Origin of the sequence: Streptomyces sp. AK08-02, assembly GCF_033795085.1 — a bacterium.
GTDB lineage: Bacteria > Actinomycetota > Actinomycetes > Streptomycetales > Streptomycetaceae > Streptomyces > Streptomyces echiniscabiei.
This window is the reverse complement of the sequence record NZ_JARAZV010000011.1, coordinates 17,911-36,627: the sequence shown is the minus strand read 5'-3', so window position 1 is coordinate 36,627 and position 18,717 is coordinate 17,911. Positions and strand designations below refer to the sequence as shown.

The window sequence follows — 18,717 nt, the reverse complement described above, 5'->3', positions numbered from 1 at the left end:
AGGGCGACCGCAAAGACGCTCCCCGCCGTCCGCGCGGTTGCGGGCAGCGGGGAGCAAAACTTCTGTTCTCGCCGTTCTCACCTGGATCCTACAAACGTTTTCTGCCGCAACCGGAGTGATTTCCGACAAGATCAACGGATCGCTACGGACCGGCACAGAGCGTTACCCGCAGGTCAGCCGGTGGTGGGTGGGCGGGTTGGTCAGGAGTTGTCCTGGGGTTGCCCTGGGGTTGGCCAGGGGTTGGTCTGGGGGCCGGCGATGATCAGGACCGCTCGGCTGCCACCAGCTCGGCGATCTGTGTCGTGTTGAGCGCTGCGCCCTTGCGCAGGTTGTCCCCGCACACGAAGAGTTCCAGCGCGGTCGGGTCGTCCAGCGACCGCCGGACCCTGCCGACCCAGGTCGGGTCGGTACCGACGACGTCCACCGGGGTCGGGAACTCTCCCGCGTCCGGGTTGTCGAACAGCACGACCCCGGGCGCGGTGGCGATGATCTCCCGGGCTCCGGCGACGGTGACCTCGCCCTGGAAGCGGGCGTGGACGGTCAGCGCGTGCGCGGTGACGACCGGCACACGTACGCAGGTCACGGCCACGGGGAGCTTCGCAAGGCCGAGGATCTTGCGGGACTCGTCCCGCAGCTGCATCTCGTCCGACGACCAGCCGTCCGCCCGGGCTGCACCGGCCCACGGTACGACGTTCAGCGCGACCGGCTCCGGGAACGGCCCCGTCCCGTCGCCCACGGCCCGCCGTACGTCTCCGGGGCTGGTCCCCAGTTCCGTACCGGCGACCAGGGACAGCTGCCGGCGCAGGGTGTCGACGCCGGCCCGGCCCGCCCCGCTCACCGCCTGGTACGTGGAGACCACCAGCTCGCGCAGGCCGTACTCGGCGTGCAGCGCGCCCAGGGCGACGATCATCGACAGGGTCGTGCAGTGCGGGCTGGCGATGATCCCGCGCGGGCGCTGCCGTACCGCGTGCGGATTGACCTCGGGGACGACGAGGGGGACGTCGGGGTGCATCCGGAAGGCGTTCGAGTTGTCGATGACGACGACACCCTTGGCGACGGCGACGGGCGCCCACTGTTCGGCGATGTCGTCGGGCACGGAGAACATCGCGACGTCGACGCCGTCGAAGGCCTCCTCCGACAGCGCCACGACCTCGGACTCCTCGCCGCGCACGGTCAGTTTGCGGCCGGCCGAGCGCGGGGAGGCGACGAGACGGATCTCGCCCCAGATGTCCGCGTGCTGGGACAGGATCCTGAGCATGACGGCACCGACGGTGCCGGTCGCTCCCACAACCGCGAGCGTGGGCCGCGCGGCGGACCGGGGCGCGACGATCGCCCCGGAGGCGGCCGGCCGGGACGCGAGCGACCGAGCAGCGGCCTGCCCAGGCCCAGGCTCAGTAACCACCCGATCCCCGGCCGACCGGGGACCGACCGAGCCGGTCACCCCGGCCCACCGGGGCACAGCGGCCGACCCGGACGCGGACGACCCAGGACCGGTTGAACCGGTCACCCCGGCCACCGTCGATCCAGTCACCGTCGATCCGGGCGGAGCCATCAGCGGCCGGTGCCTCCGTAGACGACGGCCTCGTCGCTGTCGGAGTCGAGGCCGAAGGCCGAGTGCACGGCGCGGACGGCCTCGGGCACGTCGTCCTGGCGGGTGACGACCGAGATGCGGATCTCGGAGGTCGAGATGAGCTCGATGTTCACGCCCGCGTCGGACAGCGCCTGGAAGAAGGACGCGGTGACGCCCGGGTTGGTCTTCATCCCCGCGCCGACCAGCGAGATCTTGCCGATCTGGTCGTCGTAGCGCAGGGAGTCGAAGCCGATCCCGCCCTTCGCCTTCTCCAGGGCGTCGATGGCCTTGCGACCCTCGGTCTTGGGGAGGGTGAAGGAGATGTCCGTCAGACCCGTCGACGCCGCCGACACGTTCTGCACGATCATGTCGATGTTGACCTCGGCGTCCGCGATCGCGCGGAAGATCACCGCGGCCTCGCCCGGCTTGTCCGGGACGCCGACGACCGTGATCTTGGCTTCGGAGACGTCATGGGCGACTCCGGAGATGATGGCGTGCTCCACCTGCTGGTCCCCTTGCCACTCGGGCTTCTCGTTGCTGACCCAGGTGCCCGGCAGTCCCGAGAAGGACGAGCGCACATGGATCGGGATGTCGTAACGGCGGGCGTACTCCACACAGCGGTGGAGCAGCACCTTGGAGCCGGACGCGGCCAGCTCCAGCATGTCCTCGGAGGAGATCCAGTCGATCTTCCGGGCCTTCTTCACCACACGCGGGTCGGCGGTGAACACACCGTCGACGTCGGTGTAGATCTCGCACACCTCGGCGTGCAGGGCGGCGGCCAGCGCGACGGCCGTCGTGTCCGAGCCGCCCCGCCCCAGCGTGGTGATGTCCTTCTTGTCCTGGCTGACGCCCTGGAACCCGGCGACGATGGCGATGTTGCCCTCGTCCAGCGCGGTCCGGATGCGCCCCGGCGTGACGTCGATGATCCGGGCTTTGTTGTGGACCGAGTCGGTGATGACGCCTGCCTGGCTGCCGGTGAACGACTGGGCCTCGTGCCCCAGGTTCTTGATCGCCATGGCCAGCAGCGCCATGGAGATCCGCTCTCCGGCGGTCAGCAGCATGTCGAACTCACGCCCGGCAGGCATCGGAGACACCTGCTCGGCGAGATCGATCAGCTCGTCCGTCGTGTCGCCCATCGCGGAAACGACGACGACCACTTGGTGGCCGTTCTTCTTCGCTTCCACGATTCGCTTGGCGACACGCTTGATGCCCTCGGCATCGGCTACGGATGAGCCTCCGTACTTCTGCACGACAAGGCCCACGTGCGCTCCTAGCTCAGTCCGTCTGCGGTCGACTCAGTCTAACGAGCGGCCGAATTCCCCTTACGGGATATCGCATGGTGAGATGTCCCGCTCACCACGGCGTTCACCGGGGGATCTTCGGCCGCTCAGCGGGGCTCATGCCCACCCGCTCCTGGGATACGCGTTGCCGCTGTGAATTAAGTTTCAAGGACTAAGGTTCGGACGTGCGCGTACTTCTGGTGGAAGACGATGAACCTGTGGCCCAGTCGCTCCGTCGCGGCCTGCTGCGCTACGGCTTCGAGGTGGCGTGGGTGTCCACGGGCGGCGCGGCACTCAGCCACTCCGAGCCGTACGACGTCGTCCTGCTCGACCTCGGCCTGCCCGACACCGACGGCCTGGACGTCTGCAGGGCGCTGCGCGAACGCGGTGACGTCCCGATCATCGTCATCAGCGCGCGCAGCGACGAGACGGACCGGGTGGTCGGCCTGGAGCTCGGCGCGGACGACTACGTCTCCAAGCCCTTCGGTGTACGGGAGGTCATCGCGCGCATAAGGGCGGTGATGAGGCGCGTCCAGCCGCGCGCCCAGGCCGACGCCGGCCCCGACCGGTACGGCACCCGACTGACGATCGACCGCAAGGCCGCCCGGGTCCGCCTGGACGGCGACGAGGTCGCCCTCGCGCCCAAGGAGTACGACCTGCTGGCCTTCCTCACGGAGGAGCCGGGCGCGCTGATGTCGCGCGAGCAGATCATGGAGGCCGTCTGGGACGCGAACTGGTTCGGGCCGACGAAGACGCTCGACGTTCATGTGGCGGCGCTGCGACGGAAGTTGAGGGGCGCCGTCGTGATCGAGGCGGTACGGGGCGTCGGCTTCCGGCTGGAGATCGCCAAGGCCGAGATCAGCAAGGACGAGACCGTCAAGGACGCTGAGCCCTCGTGAACCGTCAGCTCATCCGCAGTTACATCCTGCTCGTCGCGGTCGCCATCTTCCTCTTCACCGTGCCGGTCGCCTTCACGCTCACCAAGCAACTGCGCGACGACACCAAGGTGTCCGTCCAGCGCGAGGCCCAGACCATGGCGCTGCTCCTGGGCCACGGCGACAGGATCTCGTGCGAGGCCCTGGAGAAGGTGGCCAGGGCCTACGACCGCGAGACGCTCGGCCAGGTCCAGGTGGCCACCGACAGCTGCGCCGCGAAACTGCCGAGGCCCAGCTCGGACGCCGCCCTGACCCGCGCCCTACGGGACAACGAAGGCACCACCGACTGGGGTTCCGACTTCATCTGGGGCAAGCAGCTGACGGTCACCGTCCCCGCACAGGGCGATTCGGCCGTGCGGATCGTGTACTCGACGTCGGACATGACCAAGCGGCTCTGGAACATCTGGGGTTTCCGGGCGGGCCTGGCCGTGCTCGTCCTTGCCGCTGCCGCCGCGATCGGCGCGTACGCCGCCCGTCGCATCACCGCGCCCCTCCGTGAACTCAACGGCATGGCGAGCAAGTTCAGCGACGGCGACCTCACCGCGCGCTCGCAGGTGACGGGCCCGCCGGAGACCCAGACGCTGGCCCGCACCCTCAACCAGGGGGCGGAACGCCTGGACACACTGGTCGCCTCGCAGCGCATCTTCGTGGCGGACGCCTCGCATCAACTCCGTACCCCGCTCACGGCGTTGCGCCTGTCGCTGGACAACATCGCGGACGGCACCGACGACGAGTTCGTCCGCGAGGACGTGGAGCAGGCGACCGCCGAGGTCGTCCGGATGAGCCGGCTGGTCAACGGGCTGCTGGTGCTGGCCCGGGCCGAGGCGAAGGTCACGGCGGCCGAGCCGCTGTCCCTCAGGGACATCGTGGACGAACGTCTGTCGGTGTGGAGGCCGGCCGCCGACGAGCGCGGAGTCACCATCGCGCTCCCGGGGGATAGGGGTGTCGACGGCCGGCTGCTTGTGCTGGCCAGCCCCGGTCATCTGGACCAGGTACTGGACAACGTTCTGTCGAACGCCCTGGAGGTCTCACCGGACGGCGGGACGATCACCGTACGGGCACAACCTCGGGGCGACTGGCTGGAGTTGACGGTCTCGGACGGCGGTCCCGGTATGTCGGACGCCGAGAAGTCCCGTGCCTTCGACCGCTTCTGGCGCGGCCAGGGCCTCACCGGGCGCTCCGGCTCGGGGCTCGGCCTCGCCGTCGTCAAACAGCTGGTGACGGACGACGGCGGGACGGTCGCCCTGGCGGACGCGCCCGGGGGCGGGTTGAGCGTGGTGATCAGCCTGCGTGCGGCAACTCAGAAGAGCGCCGGCTGACCAACTCCGTTGGCCGATCGGGACCGTTCCGGTCCGGGCTGATCAGCCCTCGGGCATCATCGACGAGTGGTGGTTGACGATCAGCCACTTGCCGCCACGCTTCTCGTACTCGTACGTGTAGCGGGCGTCGACCCTCTTCTTCTCGCCGGTCTTCGGGTCGGTGAGGATGAAGTAGTAGGAGCCGGCGTCGATCGCCGAGTTGTCGTCCAGGATGTTGATGTAGGACTTGATCTTCTTGCCGACCGGCTTGTTCAGCAGGAAGTGGTCGAAGTAGTCCTCGATCTGGGCGTGGTTGGTCCGGATCTTGTTGGAGACGGTCGGCAGCAGCACCGCGTCCTTCGCGTAGCGGTCGGTGACCTTCTCCGCGTCGCCGGTCTGCAGGGTCTTGTTCCAGCCGTCGAAGAGGGCCGCGATCTGCTTCTTGGTGGGCTTCTTCGACTGCTCGCCACCCGCCACGCTGACACCGGCGGTCACCGTCGCGGCGGTGACGAGGGCGGTGGCCGTGACGAGGGCGGCGCGTATGCGGGTCTTGCGGTTCATCGCAACTCCTGTACGGGTGAGGGGGGTTCGCCTTCTCCGCAGGTCCTGCGGTGGAAGTGACTCCAGCCTCTCTTTTCGCTGGTTAGCGCCCGTGCAAGGGACGTACAGGGGGCGGGAAGGACACCTCCAACTCACGTAGCGCGACGGGCGGTCACGTTCCGCAGTCAATGAGCTGCACCATCGGTCCGCCGGTCCCACCCAGGACGCTCACACTCACCCCAGTACGGTGAGCCCGGCCCCACAGGCCGCCCCGACTCCCGCCCCTCCCTGAGGAGAAGCCCCCGTATGACCTCCCGGCAGAAGCTGTTCACCCTCGGCACGACGACGACGGCGGTGGCCGTCGCACTGGCGCTGACCGGATGCGGCGCCGGCTCGAAGGACAGTGCCGACGGCGCCGACGCGAGCCCGGTGGCGAAGGGTGCCGTCACCGAGGCGCAGGCGGCGAAGATCCTCGGCACCTACGAGTCGGTCAACAACAAGGCCAACGCCCAGCAGGACTCAGCCCTGTTGGGCACCGTCGAGGGCGGGCAGCTGTACGAGCAGAGCAAGGCCGACTACCGCCTCTTCGCGACCAAGTCGAAGAAGGAGCAGGCCGAGTACCGCAAGCCCTTCCACTACACCGGCATGAAGTACTGGATCCCGGCGGGCAAGGACTGGTTCGCGGTGACGACTAAAGCGAGTGACTCCAAGAGCGAGGCGCTGCTGGTCTTCGGCAAGGAGTACGACGACTGGAAGATGATGTCGGCCGTCTACTCGGAGGTACCGCTCCCGGCGATCGCCACCGACGACTCGGGCCTCGCCACCGCTGTCGACGCCACCACCCGCGTCGGTACGCTCGCCCCCAACCAGATCTCGGCGGCGTTCGAGGATCTGTACGCGACCGGCGGTACGAAGGCCGGGGCTGGCATCTCGCACACCACCGAGGTCGCGAAGGACGCGATCGAGACCCACACGAAGCGCGACAGCGGCAAGAACGCGAAGTTCGCGACCACGGCGTACGTCACCACACCCACCGAGTTCGACACGGTCTACGCCCTGCGCCTCAAGGACGGCGGCGTCCTGGCGGCGCTGCCGACCGCGCACGCCTCCCAGTTCGTGATGAAGGCCGCCTACCGCGAGAACTACGACATCACCCCGACCGAGGTGGAGTCGGTCTTCAACGGCCGCGAACGCGACACCGTGGTGAACACCTACCAGGGCATGGCCCTGGCAACCCTCCCGAAGACGGGGAAGCCGTCGGTGACGGCACGCGAGTACCGGATCGTGGACTCACAGTAGCGGCATGGCGGATACGCGGGCGGTGCTGATCGGAAGCACCCGACCACCCGCCCGGAAACCCGGTACCGGACACGGGTACCGCTCGACAATGATGGTGGCCATGCCGAACGAGACAGGCCCCGAACCGCTGGGCCTCTGTGTGGTGGCCAACGTGGCGCGGGAGACCAGCCATGGCGACGGCGGGCTGGAGATCCGTGCTGGACTGCGGCACTTCGCTCCCGGGGCCAAGGTCTGGATCGCACCGCTGCGGTGGGACGGAGGCAGTCCGAGCGTGCCTGTCGTGGGCCGGCACCGGGGCAACAGCCGCCGCTACAGCGCGATGGTGATCCCGCGCCGGTTCCTGGAGAACTTTCGGGTTCGTGCCGTTTACAGCTCAGCATTGCTGAGCGCGCTCGGTGGCGGCCCGCTCTGGGGTGAAGAGCATGCGGAGAGCTACGTACGGTACTGGGGCACGCCCAGGCTGGAGACGCAGGTCGAGGTCGAGGGCAGGGACTACACCCTGTGGGCTCCGCCCGTCACCGATCCTCCGCCCATGGAGCTGGAGTTCGAGGGCGCGACCTATCATCTGGCCCACTTCAACGCCAACCGCGCCCGCTACTCACCCCTGCCGCCGCCCGTCGAGCCGTCCCCGTCACCGGTCGGGCCGACCGACTCCTGAGTTCGTTCTTCATGTCCGGCGCGGCGTACTCGCCGCGCCCCACCCGGTACGTCCCGATCCATGATCCCGCCGCCGGTCAGGCCGCGCCGACCACCCGGTCCCCGTACGCGATTCCCTCCAGCGGCCTGACTTGTCGCTACTTCACCGTACGCAGCCCCAGCGGCTCCGCGATCTCCTCCTCCATCACCTTGCCGGCTTCCTCCGCCAGGGTCTCGTCGCCGAGTTCCTGGTCCGTGTCCAGGCCGTCCAGCTCCGCCAGGGGCTGGTTCAGGCGGACGTGGGCGACAAGGGACTGGAGCGCGCGCAGGGTCGCGGACGCCGTCGAGCCCCAGTTGGAGAAGTAGGAGAACTGCCACCACCACAGGGCCTCCGTGGTGCGGCCCGCCCGGTAGTGGATCATGCCGTGGCGGAGGTCGGCGATGACGTCGGCCAGGTCGTCGGAGATACGGGCCGGGACCGGGGCCTTGCGGGGCTCGTAGGGGTCGAAGACCTCCGAGTAGACGTCCACCGGGTCCAGCATCAGCGCCAGCCGTTCGCGGATGTCGTCCACGTCCGGTTCCGGGCCCATGTCGGGCTCGTAGCGCTCGTCCGGGAGGATGTCCTCGTGCGCGCCGAGGCGACCGCCCGCCAGCAGGAGCTGGGAGACCTCCAGGAGGAGGAAGGGCACCGCCGAGTCCGGCTCGTCGCCCTTCGCCACCTCGGTGACGGCCACCAGGAAGCTCTCCACCTGGTCGGCGATCTGGACCGCGAAGTCGTCGGGGTCCTGCGTCGTGTTGTGCAGCGTGGCGTCAGACATCTAGAAGTCGTCTCCCCTCGAAGGCGCGGCCAAGGGTCACCTCGTCCGCGTATTCCAGGTCGCCACCCACAGGGAGGCCGCTGGCCAGGCGGGTGACCTTGAGGCCCATGGGCTTGATCATGCGGGCGAGGTACGTGGCCGTGGCCTCGCCCTCCAGGTTCGGGTCGGTGGCCAGGATCAGTTCCGTGACCGTGCCGTCGGCGAGCCGGGTCAGGAGCTCCCTGATCCGCAGGTCGTCGGGGCCCACGCCCTCGATCGGGCTGATCGCGCCGCCCAGGACGTGGTACTTGCCGCGGAACTCACGTGTCCGCTCGACCGCCACGACGTCCTTGGGCTCCTCGACGACACAGATGACCGTCAGGTCCCGGCGCGGGTCGCGGCAGATGTTGCACAGCTCCTCCTGCGCCACGTTCCCGCAGGTCGCGCAGAAGCGGACTTTCGCCTTCACTTCGAGGAGGGCGTGCGCGAGCCGCCGTACGTCCGTCGGCTCCGCCTGCAGGATGTGGAAGGCGATCCGTTGCGCGCTCTTGGGACCGACGCCCGGGAGCCGCCCCAGTTCGTCGATGAGGTCCTGGACCACGCCTTCGTACAACGGACTGCCTTTCCGTACGTCGGTACATCAGTACAACGGTCATCGGTACGGCGGTCGCCTCGCGCCCGCTGTACGTACCGTAGTTGGCCGCCGCCCACCTGAGGAAGGCGGGACCGGGGGCGCGCGGGGCGAACGTCAGAACGGCAGGCCCGGGATGCCGCTTCCGCCGCCGCCCAGACCCTGGGCCAGCGGGCCGAGCTTCTGCTGCTGAAGCTGCTGCGCGTTCTCGTTCGCCGCCTGTACGGCCGCCACGACCAGGTCGGCGAGGGTCTCCGTGTCCTCCGGGTCGACCGCCTTCGGGTCGATCCTGAGGGCCCGCAGTTCGCCGGCGCCCGTCACGGTCGCCTTGACCAGTCCGCCGCCCGCCTGCCCGTCGACCTCGGTCCGCGCGAGCTCCTCCTGCGCGTTCGCCAGGTCCTGCTGCATCTTCTGGGCCTGCTGAAGCAGCTGCTGCATGTTGGGCTGGCCACCACCGGGGATCACGATCAGCTCCTCGTCGTCCGTAGTCGTTCGTCATCGTTGTGCGTCGTCGTTGTGCGTCGTCGTGCGTGCCGAATTCGGCTTCAGCACGAGCCTACGTGGTCGGGTGGGCCGTCGCTCCAGCACTCTTTCGAGTGAGCCGGTTGACCGGCCTATACCTGATCAAGCGATCCGTCCGAGCGGAAAAGTAACGAAAGCTTGGTCATCGCCACCCATTGGGCGGTAGGAAGGGGGCGGCACGACAGCTTTACAACGGCATCAGACGTCACGTGGGCGCCCGTACGGTGTCACGGACTGTGATGGATTGTGGTCAGTCTGCTCAGCTAAGGGAGTGCCGGGTGAGCCAGCCGGAGATGCAGCCCGAGGGGCCGTCCCAGAGACCGCCCCATGAGGGGCGGAGCGAAGATCCCGCCGGGCTGAATACCGCCGGGCCACGGCCCGGGGACCTCACCGGCCGGCCCTTCCCCCTCGGCGACTGGGGCGAGCCCGCGCCGCGCCTCGACGAGCTGTACCGGTGGGTGGAGCAGGGGGCGCTGGAGACGGCCGCCTGGTACCTCGCCGACCGGGTCTGGAAACGGCGGGGCGCCCGGGCCCTGCGTACGGGCGCCGCGCTCGGGGCGATCTCCGGAGCCGCGCTGCCGCTGCTCGACCTCACCGGGGTGGTGGGCGACATCGCGCCCTGGGGATACCTGGCGATGCTGGTCGCGGTGGCATGCGTCGCCGCCGACCGGTTCTTCGGGGTCACCTCGGGCTGGATAAGGGATGTCGCCACCGCCCAGGCCGTCCAGCGACGCCTTCAGGTGCTGCAGTTCGACTGGGCGTCGGAGAGCGTGCGCGAGGTCCTAGGACCGACGGAGGGAACGGCGAGCGAGGCGGCCGACCGGTGCCTGGGAGTACTGCGCCGCTTCTCGGAGGACGTGACGGAGCTGGTCCGGGCGGAGACGGCGGACTGGATGGTCGAGTTCCGCACGGGCTCCGCTCCGCTGGGCATCCAGTCGGCGGGGATGGTCGTACCCCGCCAGGACGCGACGGTCCACCAGGGCCGCTTCGGCGTCGCCGCCCCGGGCGCCCGACCGAACATGCCCCGCCAGAGGCCGCCGGAGGCGCGGTGAGGTAGGGCACGCGTGACTAACAGGAGGAAACCCCGCCAGGGATTGCCTGGCGGGGTTTCGACTTCATCGATCTGTCGAGGTCACTGCTCCGTCAGGGCAGCGCGCAGGTAGGCGATCAGATCACCGGGTGGCACCTCGTCCCAAGAGGACCCGGGCTCCACGGCACAGACCTCATAACGCTCCTCGTCCGGCTCGTGGACCAGGACCTGACGGCTCGCTCCGTCGAAGAGATCCACTCGCAGACGGACGGCACGGTGCGAGACCGTCGGGAACATGTGCCTCAGCACCTCGTCCTCATGAAGGCGACGGAGAAGGTTCCACTGGCCCCGATGGAATTCGGTCGACAGAAGGAGAGACCACTGCGAAGAGGTAGGTTCTCCCCTTTCGATGGCCCTGGCGTATTCGTCAAGCTCCAGGAAATCGAACCTTGCCTGCAACTCGCCGAACGGCACACCTTCGCGCCATGCGACGACCGCCTCCACGAGCAACCCGAGATCGTCTGTCGAACCGACCTCCCAGGAGAACCCGGGAACGTCCCAGGTGGACCCAGGAACACGGACGCTCACGCGGAACAGTCGTTCCTCGGCCGCGGGATCGACCGACACGTGACCCCTTGCGGTCTTGACAGTCATGCCGTCCGTGGTTGAGGGCGTCGGCCAGATTTCGCCGCTGCCCAGCCCTGCGGCCTGTTTCGTCGCCGGTACGAGGCCGCCCGCAGCGGTCACATCCGGGTACAGGTCTGTCCCATGGGGATCCATACTTCGACTCCTCAGCACTGGCAGTAACCAATGCTCATACCCTTCACACGGTCAAGCTTTCCCAGCTCCGAGAGGTCCGGCATGGATGTCGGGGGATCCAGCCGCATGGCTCCGCCCGGACCCGATGGGGAGTAGAACTTGATCGAACTCCATGGACGTTGACCGTTGGCGAGAGCTCTCACGATCATGGACATCTCGTAGTCCGTAGCATGCCCATGCTCGCCAGCCAGGAGGCCGCGCCGGGCAGCATCCATGAAGGTTCCCTGTCCGGCCAGCCCTGTCATGTTGACGTGCAGAATCACGTTCGGATCGGCGATGGCCATTTCCGCCATCGAGGCGAAGTCTTTCGGGGACACCTGGGAAAAGGTAAGGAACTCGTTCTCCGGCAGCTTGGCCCACTCGTCGAGCTTTCCGCCGTTCTGCCACCCCAGTGCCAGCTTGCAGTTGTGGACAAGAACGGGAGTGGCGCCTGCCAGCACGAAGAACGTGTGCAGGTCCGCGACCGTGAGGTCGTAGACCGTGCGCGGCGCCAGGCCCGATCGGTCGAGGAGTGCGGTCACCGCCCGGACGGAGCCGTCCGGGGTGCGCAGACGGTCCCCGACGCGCAGGTCGGAGACCAGTGTCCAGCCGCGATCCACCTCGTAGAACTTGTGACCGGCGGTGCTGGCCAGCTTCCCCCCACCGGCGACGGTGATGTCCACCAGCCGCTGGGTGTCATGCCTGAAGGTGTCGGTGACCCGCCTGGCCAGCGATTCGCCGGAAGCCGGATCCGTGGCCATGACGAGGTCTCCCACGACCACCTGTCTGATGGGGCGTCGTGAGCCGTCCGCCATCAGTACCTGGGTGGTGCCGGGGAAGCTGTTCGCCTTGCAGGCGGTGTACAGGTCTTCGTAGGCGGTGACGAATTTGTTGATCTTGGAGATGGTGCCGGGGTCCAGGTCGAGAGTCTTGAGCGCCTTGAACGCGTCACGGACTCCCACGCCCGTCTTCATCGCGGCGTCCAGAACCCGGATCCCCTCGAAGACCTTGGTGAACGCCTTGCCGGGGATGAAGTTGCTCAGGGCCCAGGCGCAGCCGCTGGCGCTGCCGTGGTAGCAGTCGACGAAGTCCTGGACCAGGACCGCCTTGATGATCTTGTAGGTGAGCGTCTGCTGGATGAGTGCCAGCTTGGAGAAGTACTGAGTGACGTCCTTCTTCAGACCTGGGATGCGCTTGCTCTCGATGAGCAACGTGTCCGCCGATGCGCAACCCTCGGTGCTGGCCGTACTGGCGGGGTCGGTGCAGAGGAAGAAGTCGACCATCGCGCTGAACGTGACCGTGAACGTGACGGTGCAGCCTTCGAAGCCGACCGTGATATCACAGGGGTCGTGCTGCTTGGCGTCGGAGATCTCGATGCTGTCCTCGTCGACGACGTACCACGTGCCGCCGACTCCGGTGCCCGCACCGGTGGAGACCTGCTGGTTCGCGGCGTTGCGGGCCGCTGCTTCCGCTGCTTTCTGCGCCTCCTGCGCGTACTTCAGCGCGTCCTTCGCCGCCTGTTCCGCTTCGGTGGCGGCTGCCTCGGCGCGGTCGGCGGCGGCTCGGGCGTCCTTGGCCGACTGCTCGGCCGCCGCTGCGGCGTCGCGGGCCGCTGACGCGTCGAGGGCGGCCTGGTCGGCGGCGGCGCGGGCGTCCTTGGCGTAGCCCTCGGCGCGTCCGGCCGCCTGGTCGGCGGCTGTCGCGTCGACGGCGGCCTGTCGGTCGTACTCGACGGTGCGGGCCAGGGACGCCGATGCCTGTGAGGCGGCCTTGGCGGCGTCGGCCGCGTAGCCGAGCGCCTCCTTGGAGTAGGTGCGGGCGGTCGCCGCGTGGGCGGCGGCGTTGGCCGCGTACTGGTACGCGAGCTTTGTGTCGCCCGTAGCCTGGTCGGCGAGGCTCTTGGCCGCTGCCGCTTCCGCCTGCGCGTTCTTGGCGTGGGCATCGGCGACGGCCTGCTGCTGGTCGGCGATCGACTTCGCGCCCTGACCGGCCAGCACTACCAGGCCCGCGGCCGAGTCGGTGGTGACGTAGGGGGAGCCGAGCTCGATCGCGTCGTTGGCCGGCTTGGCGACCTGGGACGCGGCGTTGCCCGCGTCGGCCGCGGCCTGCGCGGTGACATGGGCGAAGCCCGCGGCCTTCGCCGAGGTGGCAAGGGCCTTGGCGGCCTCCTTGTTCGCCTCGTCCGCCTGGGACATGGCGGTCTCGGCCAGCGTCTCCGCCTCGTCCGCCAGTTCGACGGCTGTTTTGGCCTCGGAGGATGCGTGCTGAGACGCCGTGATGGCGTCGGCCACCGCGCTGGTCGCGGTCGCTACGGCGGCGTCGGCCCTCAGCTTGGCTGCCTGGGCGGCGTCCGCGTTCGAGCGGGCGCGCTTGGCAGCCGCTTCGGCGCGGGTGGCCGCGGCATCCGCCTCGGATGCCGCCTGGGTGGCGGCGTCCGCCGCTGCCCGGGAACGGCCTGCGGCTGCCTCGGCGTCGTCCGCGTGCGCGGAGGCCGCGTCCGCTGCCGCTCTCGACTCCCCCGCGTTGCTGTCGGACTCGTGGGCTTGGGCGAACGCCTCCCTCGCGTCCGCCTTCGCGCGGGAGGCGTCCGCCTTCTGCTCGGCGTCCCAGGCGTCGTCCCGCAGATCGCGGGCCTTGTCGCGGGCCGTCACAGCGTCGTTCTTCCGCGCGAGGGCGGTCGCACCGGCGGCTTCGGCCTTCTCCTTGGCGTCCTTGGCATTCGCGGCCTCGGCCTGCGCGGTCCGCTTGTGCTGGTTGGCCTCGATCTGCTTGGCGGTGGCGGTGTCCTTCTCCGCCCTGGCCGTCTTCTCCTCGGCCTCGGCCGCGAGGCGCTTGGCGCGCGCGTCGGCGGCAGCCGCCTTCGCGTCAGCCTCCGCCTTCAGCGCGACGGCCAGCTTCGCCTCCGCCGTCTCCTTGTCCTTCTTGGCGTTGTCACGGTGCAGCTTGGCAGCGTCCGCCGCGGCCTTCGCCTGCAACTCGGCCGCGTGCGCGGCCTCCTTGCGGAACTCCGCGTTGACCTGCGCGGCCTGCGCCAGAGCCCGCTGCGTGATCGTCGCGCTGTCCGCCGCGGCTGCCCTGGTCGCGGCCTCGGCGGTCTCACCGGCCTTCACCGTCGCCGTCAGCGCAGCCACCGTCCCCTTGGTGACCTGTGCCTTCTGCTGACCGACCAGGAGCCCACGACCTCGCGGCGCGCCGGCTCCGTCCGCGATGCCGTACGCGGCCTGCTCGGCAGCGTTGGAGGCGGTGGCCGACTTCTTCGCGTTCTCCAACTGGGTTCTGATCGTGGCCAGATGTTTCTTCGCCGCCGCCTGGGCGTCGGTGACGATCTTCTTCGCCTTGTCGAACTCGGCCTTCTCCGGGTACAGAGAGCTGTCCGTGCCCTTGTGGCCGGACGGCTTGATCAGAAACTTCTGCGAGTCGGCGTTCTTGCAGTCCAGCAGTCGTGCGTCCGTGCTCTTGGTGAACGCGCTCAGGTCGAGGCACTTGCCCGTGGTGACGCTCTTCAAGGGCGAGGTGGCACGGACGTCGCCCTTCCACGACTGCCCCGCGGACTTGTAGCAGTCCGATATCTGGATCTTCGTGCCGTTCGCCGACGCGTTTCCGGCCACGTCCAGACACTTCAGCGAGCCGACATTACGGAGGTGGAGGTCGTCCTCCTTGCCCTCCAGCGTCCACTGCTGGGACGCGCCGCCGTTACAGGTGAAGATCTGGACGGGTGTGCCGTTGGTCTTGCCACTCCCCTGGACATCCAGGCAGTTGCCCTTCGCACCCGGCACCTCGATCGTCACATAGCTGTCGCCGATCCAGCCCAGCCCGCCCGCGGACCAGTAGTCCTGCCAGCGGGTGGAATAGTCAGCGAGCCATGACTGGCCGAGAACCTGGCCCAGCGCGAACGTGCCGTCCCGCAACGCGTTCGTGGCGCTGAGACCGGCGGTGAGGATCTGCTGCCGCTGCGTGGCCTGCGCGGCGATCTCCTGCTGCCACTCGGCGGAGGCCTGCGCCACCTCCTTGCCGAGAACCCGGTTCGGGTCGATCGGGGCGTGCCACGCACACGACGCGAAGCGGGCCTTCAGATCCTCGACCGCGATACGGAATTCCGGGGTGCCCGGGGCCGGGGCGGTGCGGGGGAATCCACCGGAGGCCAGGAAGATCCGGGCGTCATCGGCGAACACCCGGGGAACGAACAGCACATTGGGTTCGATCTTCCCCGAGTTCTTCTTCCACAGCTTCCACGCCTGCTGCTCCTCCGGTGTCCCCCCGGCGGTGTACAGCGGGTCGCCTATCGCGAGCGCGGCGGCCTTGGTCTTGTCGTCGGCCGTGGGCGACGGATCGTAAAACGGGGAGAACAGGTCGATCGAGCTGCTGTACGACTGCCAGACCCACTGCTGCAGCCCGGTCCGCTCGTAGACCTCGAACTCATCGTCGGGTTCGCCAGGGTAAGAACTCAAGCCGCTGACGGCGTTGGTGAGCGCGAACTCCTGGGCGAACATCTTGTCGTCCCACTGCTTGACGCCGGCACTGTCCGCGCTGAAGGCCTGGTGCAGTGGGGTGGTCGCGTCGGAGAGATCCCGGCTGAGCTTCTGATGGAGCTGATCGGCAGGCAGCCCGACGGCGTTCTGCGCGAGGGCGAACAGGTTGGGCCCGCCCTTGCGCAGGCCGTAGGCAGCCACGCACTGGTCGTCGCGCAGTTGCTCGGCTGCTTTGGAGTCGAAGCCGTCGTACGAGTCGGCCGTCGCGGCGACAGGCTGTGCGGCGTCCCGACCGAGCAGGCCGGGCTGGACGGCCAGGCCGCCGAGGACGGCCAGGGCGGCTACGGACGTGACAGCGGAGGTGAAAGTGGCAGAGGTTCGTGATCTGGGCTCGAACAGCCCCGGTCTGAAGCGCAAAAGCAAATCCTTCGCAGAAAGCGAGTGAGAGCAGGCAGGGAGGCGACTGAGCGGAGAGCGGACAGGCAGCGGTGGCCGCCCGAAGAGGCGGTGAGCCGCGCGTGGGTCAGCCCGCCGCCCCAGCGCGGGAAGAGGGACCGCAGACAGCAGCGGTCGGGCAGACGTTCAAAACGAGCCGGCATCGCGGCATGACGAACCAATCCCCCGTGGCGGCACAGTCCCCCCGGCCGCCGAATGACGTGAGCGCAACATGGGAGGGGTGGTCAAGGCCCCTGCCGTCGGCGCGGCGCTCACCATAGCCACAGGCGGACAGGGCATGACAAGACTCGTCTTCGGCGCCCGGACCGTGGAACGGGAAATCACTTGCTCTGCGATTCGCTGCACAGCACGAGCAAACGCCGTGCTCAGAGCGGGAGTTACATGTGCGGGAGAGGTAAAGAAAGCGTGCGTACAGAGTTCAATCTCGGCCATGAATTGACCAAAAGTCACTCACTTGCGGCCGCCGCTCAACTCTCCTTCTCGTACGTAAGTTCACCGCCCCCGCCCGCTGTCACTCGCCTCAGCGTGCCGTTCTTGCGCAGGGTGAGGGTCGAGGCGGCGCCCGGGGTGCAGGAGGAGGCCGGTTCGCCGGAGGTGACCTGGGACGGGCCGAGGTTCAGCAGGGTGTCGCCGGTGGGGCGTTCGGTCAGGGCGGCGGCGAAGACGCAGTGGTAGGTGCCCGTCTCCGTGCGGCCGTCGGCGACCAGGGTCAGTACTCTGTCGCCCAACTCGCCCTGGGTGATGGTCAGTCGGCGGGTGTTGTGGCCCGTGGAGTTGTCGATCGAGGCGGTCCAGGTGCCGAGGAGGCCGGACGGGACGACACCGCTCGGCGGGGACAACGACCGGCCGGACGACGTCGGTGTGGGCGTCGGGGACACGGGCGGGGTGCCGTCGTCGCCGTTCAGCAGGGCGGCGATGGACGCGCCGGCCCCGAGGGTGACGACCAGCGCGGCGACGCCGAGCCCGACCGACAGCCGGGATCTCCGCCCGGCCGGCTGCGCACGCCCTGTCGCGTAGGGCAGCGGCGCCTCGCTGGGCGTCCTGCTCCACGCGACCGGCATGACCGGCTCTTCGAGCGCCGGGTCCCCGGGCCAGACAGGGGGCCGTTGGCTCGCGCCCGGGGCGGTGGCGAAGGGCTGCGGGTGGGGCCGCTGGTGGGCGGGGAAGGTGAGCGGTTCGTCGGGCGGCGTGTGCTCGGGCTCGATGTCCCCCGCCCTGGCCTCCCGCTCATCGGAATCCCGCGCCTTGGCCCCCCGCCCACTGGCTTCCCGCTCCCTGGCCTCCCTCTCCCCGGCAGCCTCGCTCCGCTCGACGCCGCCCCCCGCCTCCGCCCCCGGCCTCTCCTCCACCTCTGTCTCCACGTCGAGCAACCGCACCGCGTGCCGCCCGAGTTGGGCGACCAGCGCGGCCGGCAGCCAGGTGTCCCCCGCGTGGCCGTCTGCGACGAGGTCCGCCGGCACCCCCGTACGTTCCAGGATCTGTTCCGGGGTGGGGCGGTCGGCCGGGTTCTTGCGGAGGCAGTCGCGGACGAGGTCGGCGACGCCCTCCGGGACACCCGTCAGGTCGGGTTCCTCCTGGGCTATGCGGAACATCATCGCGTGGGCACCGCTGCCGACCGCGCCGAAGGGCAGGGCGCCCGTGGCGGCGTACGCGAGCACGGTGCCGAGGCAGAAGACGTCGGCCGCGGGCGTGACCCGGTCGCCCCGCACCTGTTCCGGCGCCATGAAGCCCGGTGAGCCGACGAGCGCGCCGGTGCGGGTGAGGCCGCCGTCGGCGACGGTCTCCAGGGCGCGGGCGATACCGAAGTCGATGACGCGGGGCCCGTCGATGGTGACCAGGACGTTGGACGGCTTGAGGTCGCGGTGGACGATCCCGGCGGCGTGGATGTCGCGGAGGGCGTGCGCGAGCCCGGCGGCGAGAACGCGTACCGACCGCTCGGGCAGTGGCCCGTGGTCCCGCCCGACGACCTGCTTCAGGCTCGGCCCGGCGACGTACCCGGTGGCGACCCACGGCACGGCGGCCTCGGTGTCGGCGTCGAGCACGGGCGCCGTCCAGTGCCCTCCGACGCGACGCGCGGCGGCGACCTCCTGCCGGAACCTGTCCCGGAACTCGTCCTGCTCGGCCAGTTCGCGCCGGACCAGCTTGACGGCGACCGTGCGCCCCCGCTCGGAGCGCGCGACATACACATGCCCCATCCCGCCCGCACCGAGCCGCGCGACCAGCCGGTACGCCCCGATCCGCACCGGATCGCCGTCCCCGAGCTTCCGCATGCCGCGCCTCCTCCCCGTAACGCCCCGTACCCGCCCTGCAAGAACCCGGACGACCCGTACACCCCGTAAGCCCGTCCGCGCGGATGCCGCCGCGACAGGCCGAGGATAGTGCGGAGCGGTGATCGTGCGGCAAGCGCTTGTGCGCGGCTTCGTCGGTGGCCGGGGTTTTCGTCGGTGGCCGGCGGT

At 69.3% G+C, this 18,717-nt stretch carries 14 protein-coding genes; 5 read left to right on the top strand and 9 right to left on the bottom strand.

Going from position 1 to position 18,717, the window contains the following annotated elements:
• Positions 1 to 262 precede the first annotated feature (262 nt).
• Complete coding sequence (locus PV734_RS23110) at positions 263 to 1,330, bottom strand: aspartate-semialdehyde dehydrogenase (RefSeq protein WP_319291890.1); 1,068 nt, start codon at positions 1,328 to 1,330, stop codon at positions 263 to 265.
• Between the two features lie 221 nt (positions 1,331 to 1,551).
• The gene (locus PV734_RS23105) at positions 1,552 to 2,832 is read right to left on the bottom strand and encodes an aspartate kinase (RefSeq protein ID WP_319092793.1); all 1,281 of its coding nucleotides are present in this window, start codon (positions 2,830 to 2,832) and stop codon (positions 1,552 to 1,554) included.
• A gap of 203 nt (positions 2,833 to 3,035) precedes the next feature.
• Between PV734_RS23105 and PV734_RS23100 the strand changes: the two genes are divergently transcribed.
• Together PV734_RS23100 and PV734_RS23095 are read left to right on the top strand one after the other, a co-directional pair.
• Positions 3,036 to 3,749 (top strand): response regulator transcription factor, encoded by a 714-nt coding sequence (locus PV734_RS23100; RefSeq protein ID WP_319092794.1) that lies wholly within the window; start codon positions 3,036 to 3,038, stop codon positions 3,747 to 3,749.
• Positions 3,746 to 5,104, top strand: a complete 1,359-nt coding sequence (locus tag PV734_RS23095) for a HAMP domain-containing sensor histidine kinase (RefSeq protein ID WP_319092795.1) — start codon at positions 3,746 to 3,748, stop codon at positions 5,102 to 5,104. Before PV734_RS23100 ends, PV734_RS23095 begins: the two co-directional genes overlap by 4 nt.
• 42 nt (positions 5,105 to 5,146) lie before the next feature.
• Here the strand turns inward: PV734_RS23095 and PV734_RS23090 are convergent, their stop codons facing one another.
• Entirely contained in the window at positions 5,147 to 5,644 is a 498-nt protein-coding gene (locus tag PV734_RS23090) for an SgcJ/EcaC family oxidoreductase (RefSeq protein WP_319092796.1), read from the bottom strand.
• A gap of 285 nt (positions 5,645 to 5,929) precedes the next feature.
• On the opposite strand from PV734_RS23090, the gene PV734_RS23085 reads away from it, so the two are divergent.
• Both PV734_RS23085 and PV734_RS23080 read left to right on the top strand, forming a co-directional pair.
• The gene (locus tag PV734_RS23085; protein WP_319092797.1) at positions 5,930 to 6,922 is read left to right on the top strand and encodes a hypothetical protein; all 993 of its coding nucleotides are present in this window, start codon (positions 5,930 to 5,932) and stop codon (positions 6,920 to 6,922) included.
• Positions 6,923 to 7,022: 100 nt separating this feature from the next.
• Positions 7,023 to 7,580 carry a hypothetical protein gene (locus tag PV734_RS23080; RefSeq protein WP_319291401.1) on the top strand — a complete coding sequence of 186 codons (558 nt, stop codon included), beginning with the start codon at positions 7,023 to 7,025 and terminating at the stop codon, positions 7,578 to 7,580.
• 136 nt (positions 7,581 to 7,716) lie between these two features.
• Here PV734_RS23080 and PV734_RS23075 read toward each other — a convergent pair whose 3' ends face one another.
• The 3 genes from PV734_RS23075 to PV734_RS23065 all read right to left on the bottom strand — a co-directional run bounded on the left by PV734_RS23075 (position 7,717) and on the right by PV734_RS23065 (position 9,451).
• Positions 7,717 to 8,376, bottom strand: coding sequence for a DUF5063 domain-containing protein (locus PV734_RS23075; RefSeq protein ID WP_319092799.1), 660 nt, complete (start codon positions 8,374 to 8,376; stop codon positions 7,717 to 7,719).
• Entirely contained in the window at positions 8,369 to 8,968 is a 600-nt protein-coding gene (recR, locus tag PV734_RS23070) for a recombination mediator RecR (RefSeq protein ID WP_319092800.1), read from the bottom strand. Before recR ends, PV734_RS23075 begins: the two co-directional genes overlap by 8 nt.
• Before the next feature lie 135 nt (positions 8,969 to 9,103).
• Positions 9,104 to 9,451, bottom strand: coding sequence for a YbaB/EbfC family nucleoid-associated protein (locus PV734_RS23065; protein WP_319092801.1), 348 nt, complete (start codon positions 9,449 to 9,451; stop codon positions 9,104 to 9,106).
• 335 nt (positions 9,452 to 9,786) lie between these two features.
• Between PV734_RS23065 and PV734_RS23060 the strand changes: the two genes are divergently transcribed.
• Complete coding sequence (locus PV734_RS23060) at positions 9,787 to 10,560, top strand: SLATT domain-containing protein (RefSeq protein ID WP_319092802.1); 774 nt, start codon at positions 9,787 to 9,789, stop codon at positions 10,558 to 10,560.
• Between the two features lie 80 nt (positions 10,561 to 10,640).
• Here PV734_RS23060 and PV734_RS23055 read toward each other — a convergent pair whose 3' ends face one another.
• From PV734_RS23055 to PV734_RS23045, 3 genes are all read right to left on the bottom strand, one after another.
• Positions 10,641 to 11,318: a hypothetical protein gene (locus PV734_RS23055; RefSeq protein WP_319291399.1), complete on the bottom strand. Its 678-nt coding sequence runs from the start codon at positions 11,316 to 11,318 to the stop codon at positions 10,641 to 10,643.
• An 11-nt stretch (positions 11,319 to 11,329) separates the two neighbouring features.
• Complete coding sequence (locus PV734_RS23050; RefSeq protein ID WP_319291396.1) at positions 11,330 to 16,222, bottom strand: ricin-type beta-trefoil lectin domain protein; 4,893 nt, start codon at positions 16,220 to 16,222, stop codon at positions 11,330 to 11,332.
• Between the two features lie 506 nt (positions 16,223 to 16,728).
• Positions 16,729 to 18,531: a serine/threonine-protein kinase gene (locus PV734_RS23045; protein ID WP_319291393.1), complete on the bottom strand. Its 1,803-nt coding sequence runs from the start codon at positions 18,529 to 18,531 to the stop codon at positions 16,729 to 16,731.
• Positions 18,532 to 18,717: the final 186 nt, after the last annotated feature.

What these genes read in the sequence shown, in the direction of transcription:
- PV734_RS23080 (WP_319291401.1), top strand. Translation starts at nt 7,023, where the DNA reads ATGCCGAACGAGACAGGCCCCGAACCGCTGGGCCTCTGTGTGGTGGCC.
- PV734_RS23075 (WP_319092799.1), bottom strand. Translation starts at nt 8,376, where the DNA reads ATGTCTGACGCCACGCTGCACAACACGACGCAGGACCCCGACGACTTC.
- PV734_RS23085 (WP_319092797.1), top strand. Translation starts at nt 5,930, where the DNA reads ATGACCTCCCGGCAGAAGCTGTTCACCCTCGGCACGACGACGACGGCG.
- PV734_RS23055 (WP_319291399.1), bottom strand. Translation starts at nt 11,318, where the DNA reads ATGGATCCCCATGGGACAGACCTGTACCCGGATGTGACCGCTGCGGGC.
- PV734_RS23090 (WP_319092796.1), bottom strand. Translation starts at nt 5,644, where the DNA reads ATGAACCGCAAGACCCGCATACGCGCCGCCCTCGTCACGGCCACCGCC.
- PV734_RS23045 (WP_319291393.1), bottom strand. Translation starts at nt 18,531, where the DNA reads ATGCGGAAGCTCGGGGACGGCGATCCGGTGCGGATCGGGGCGTACCGG.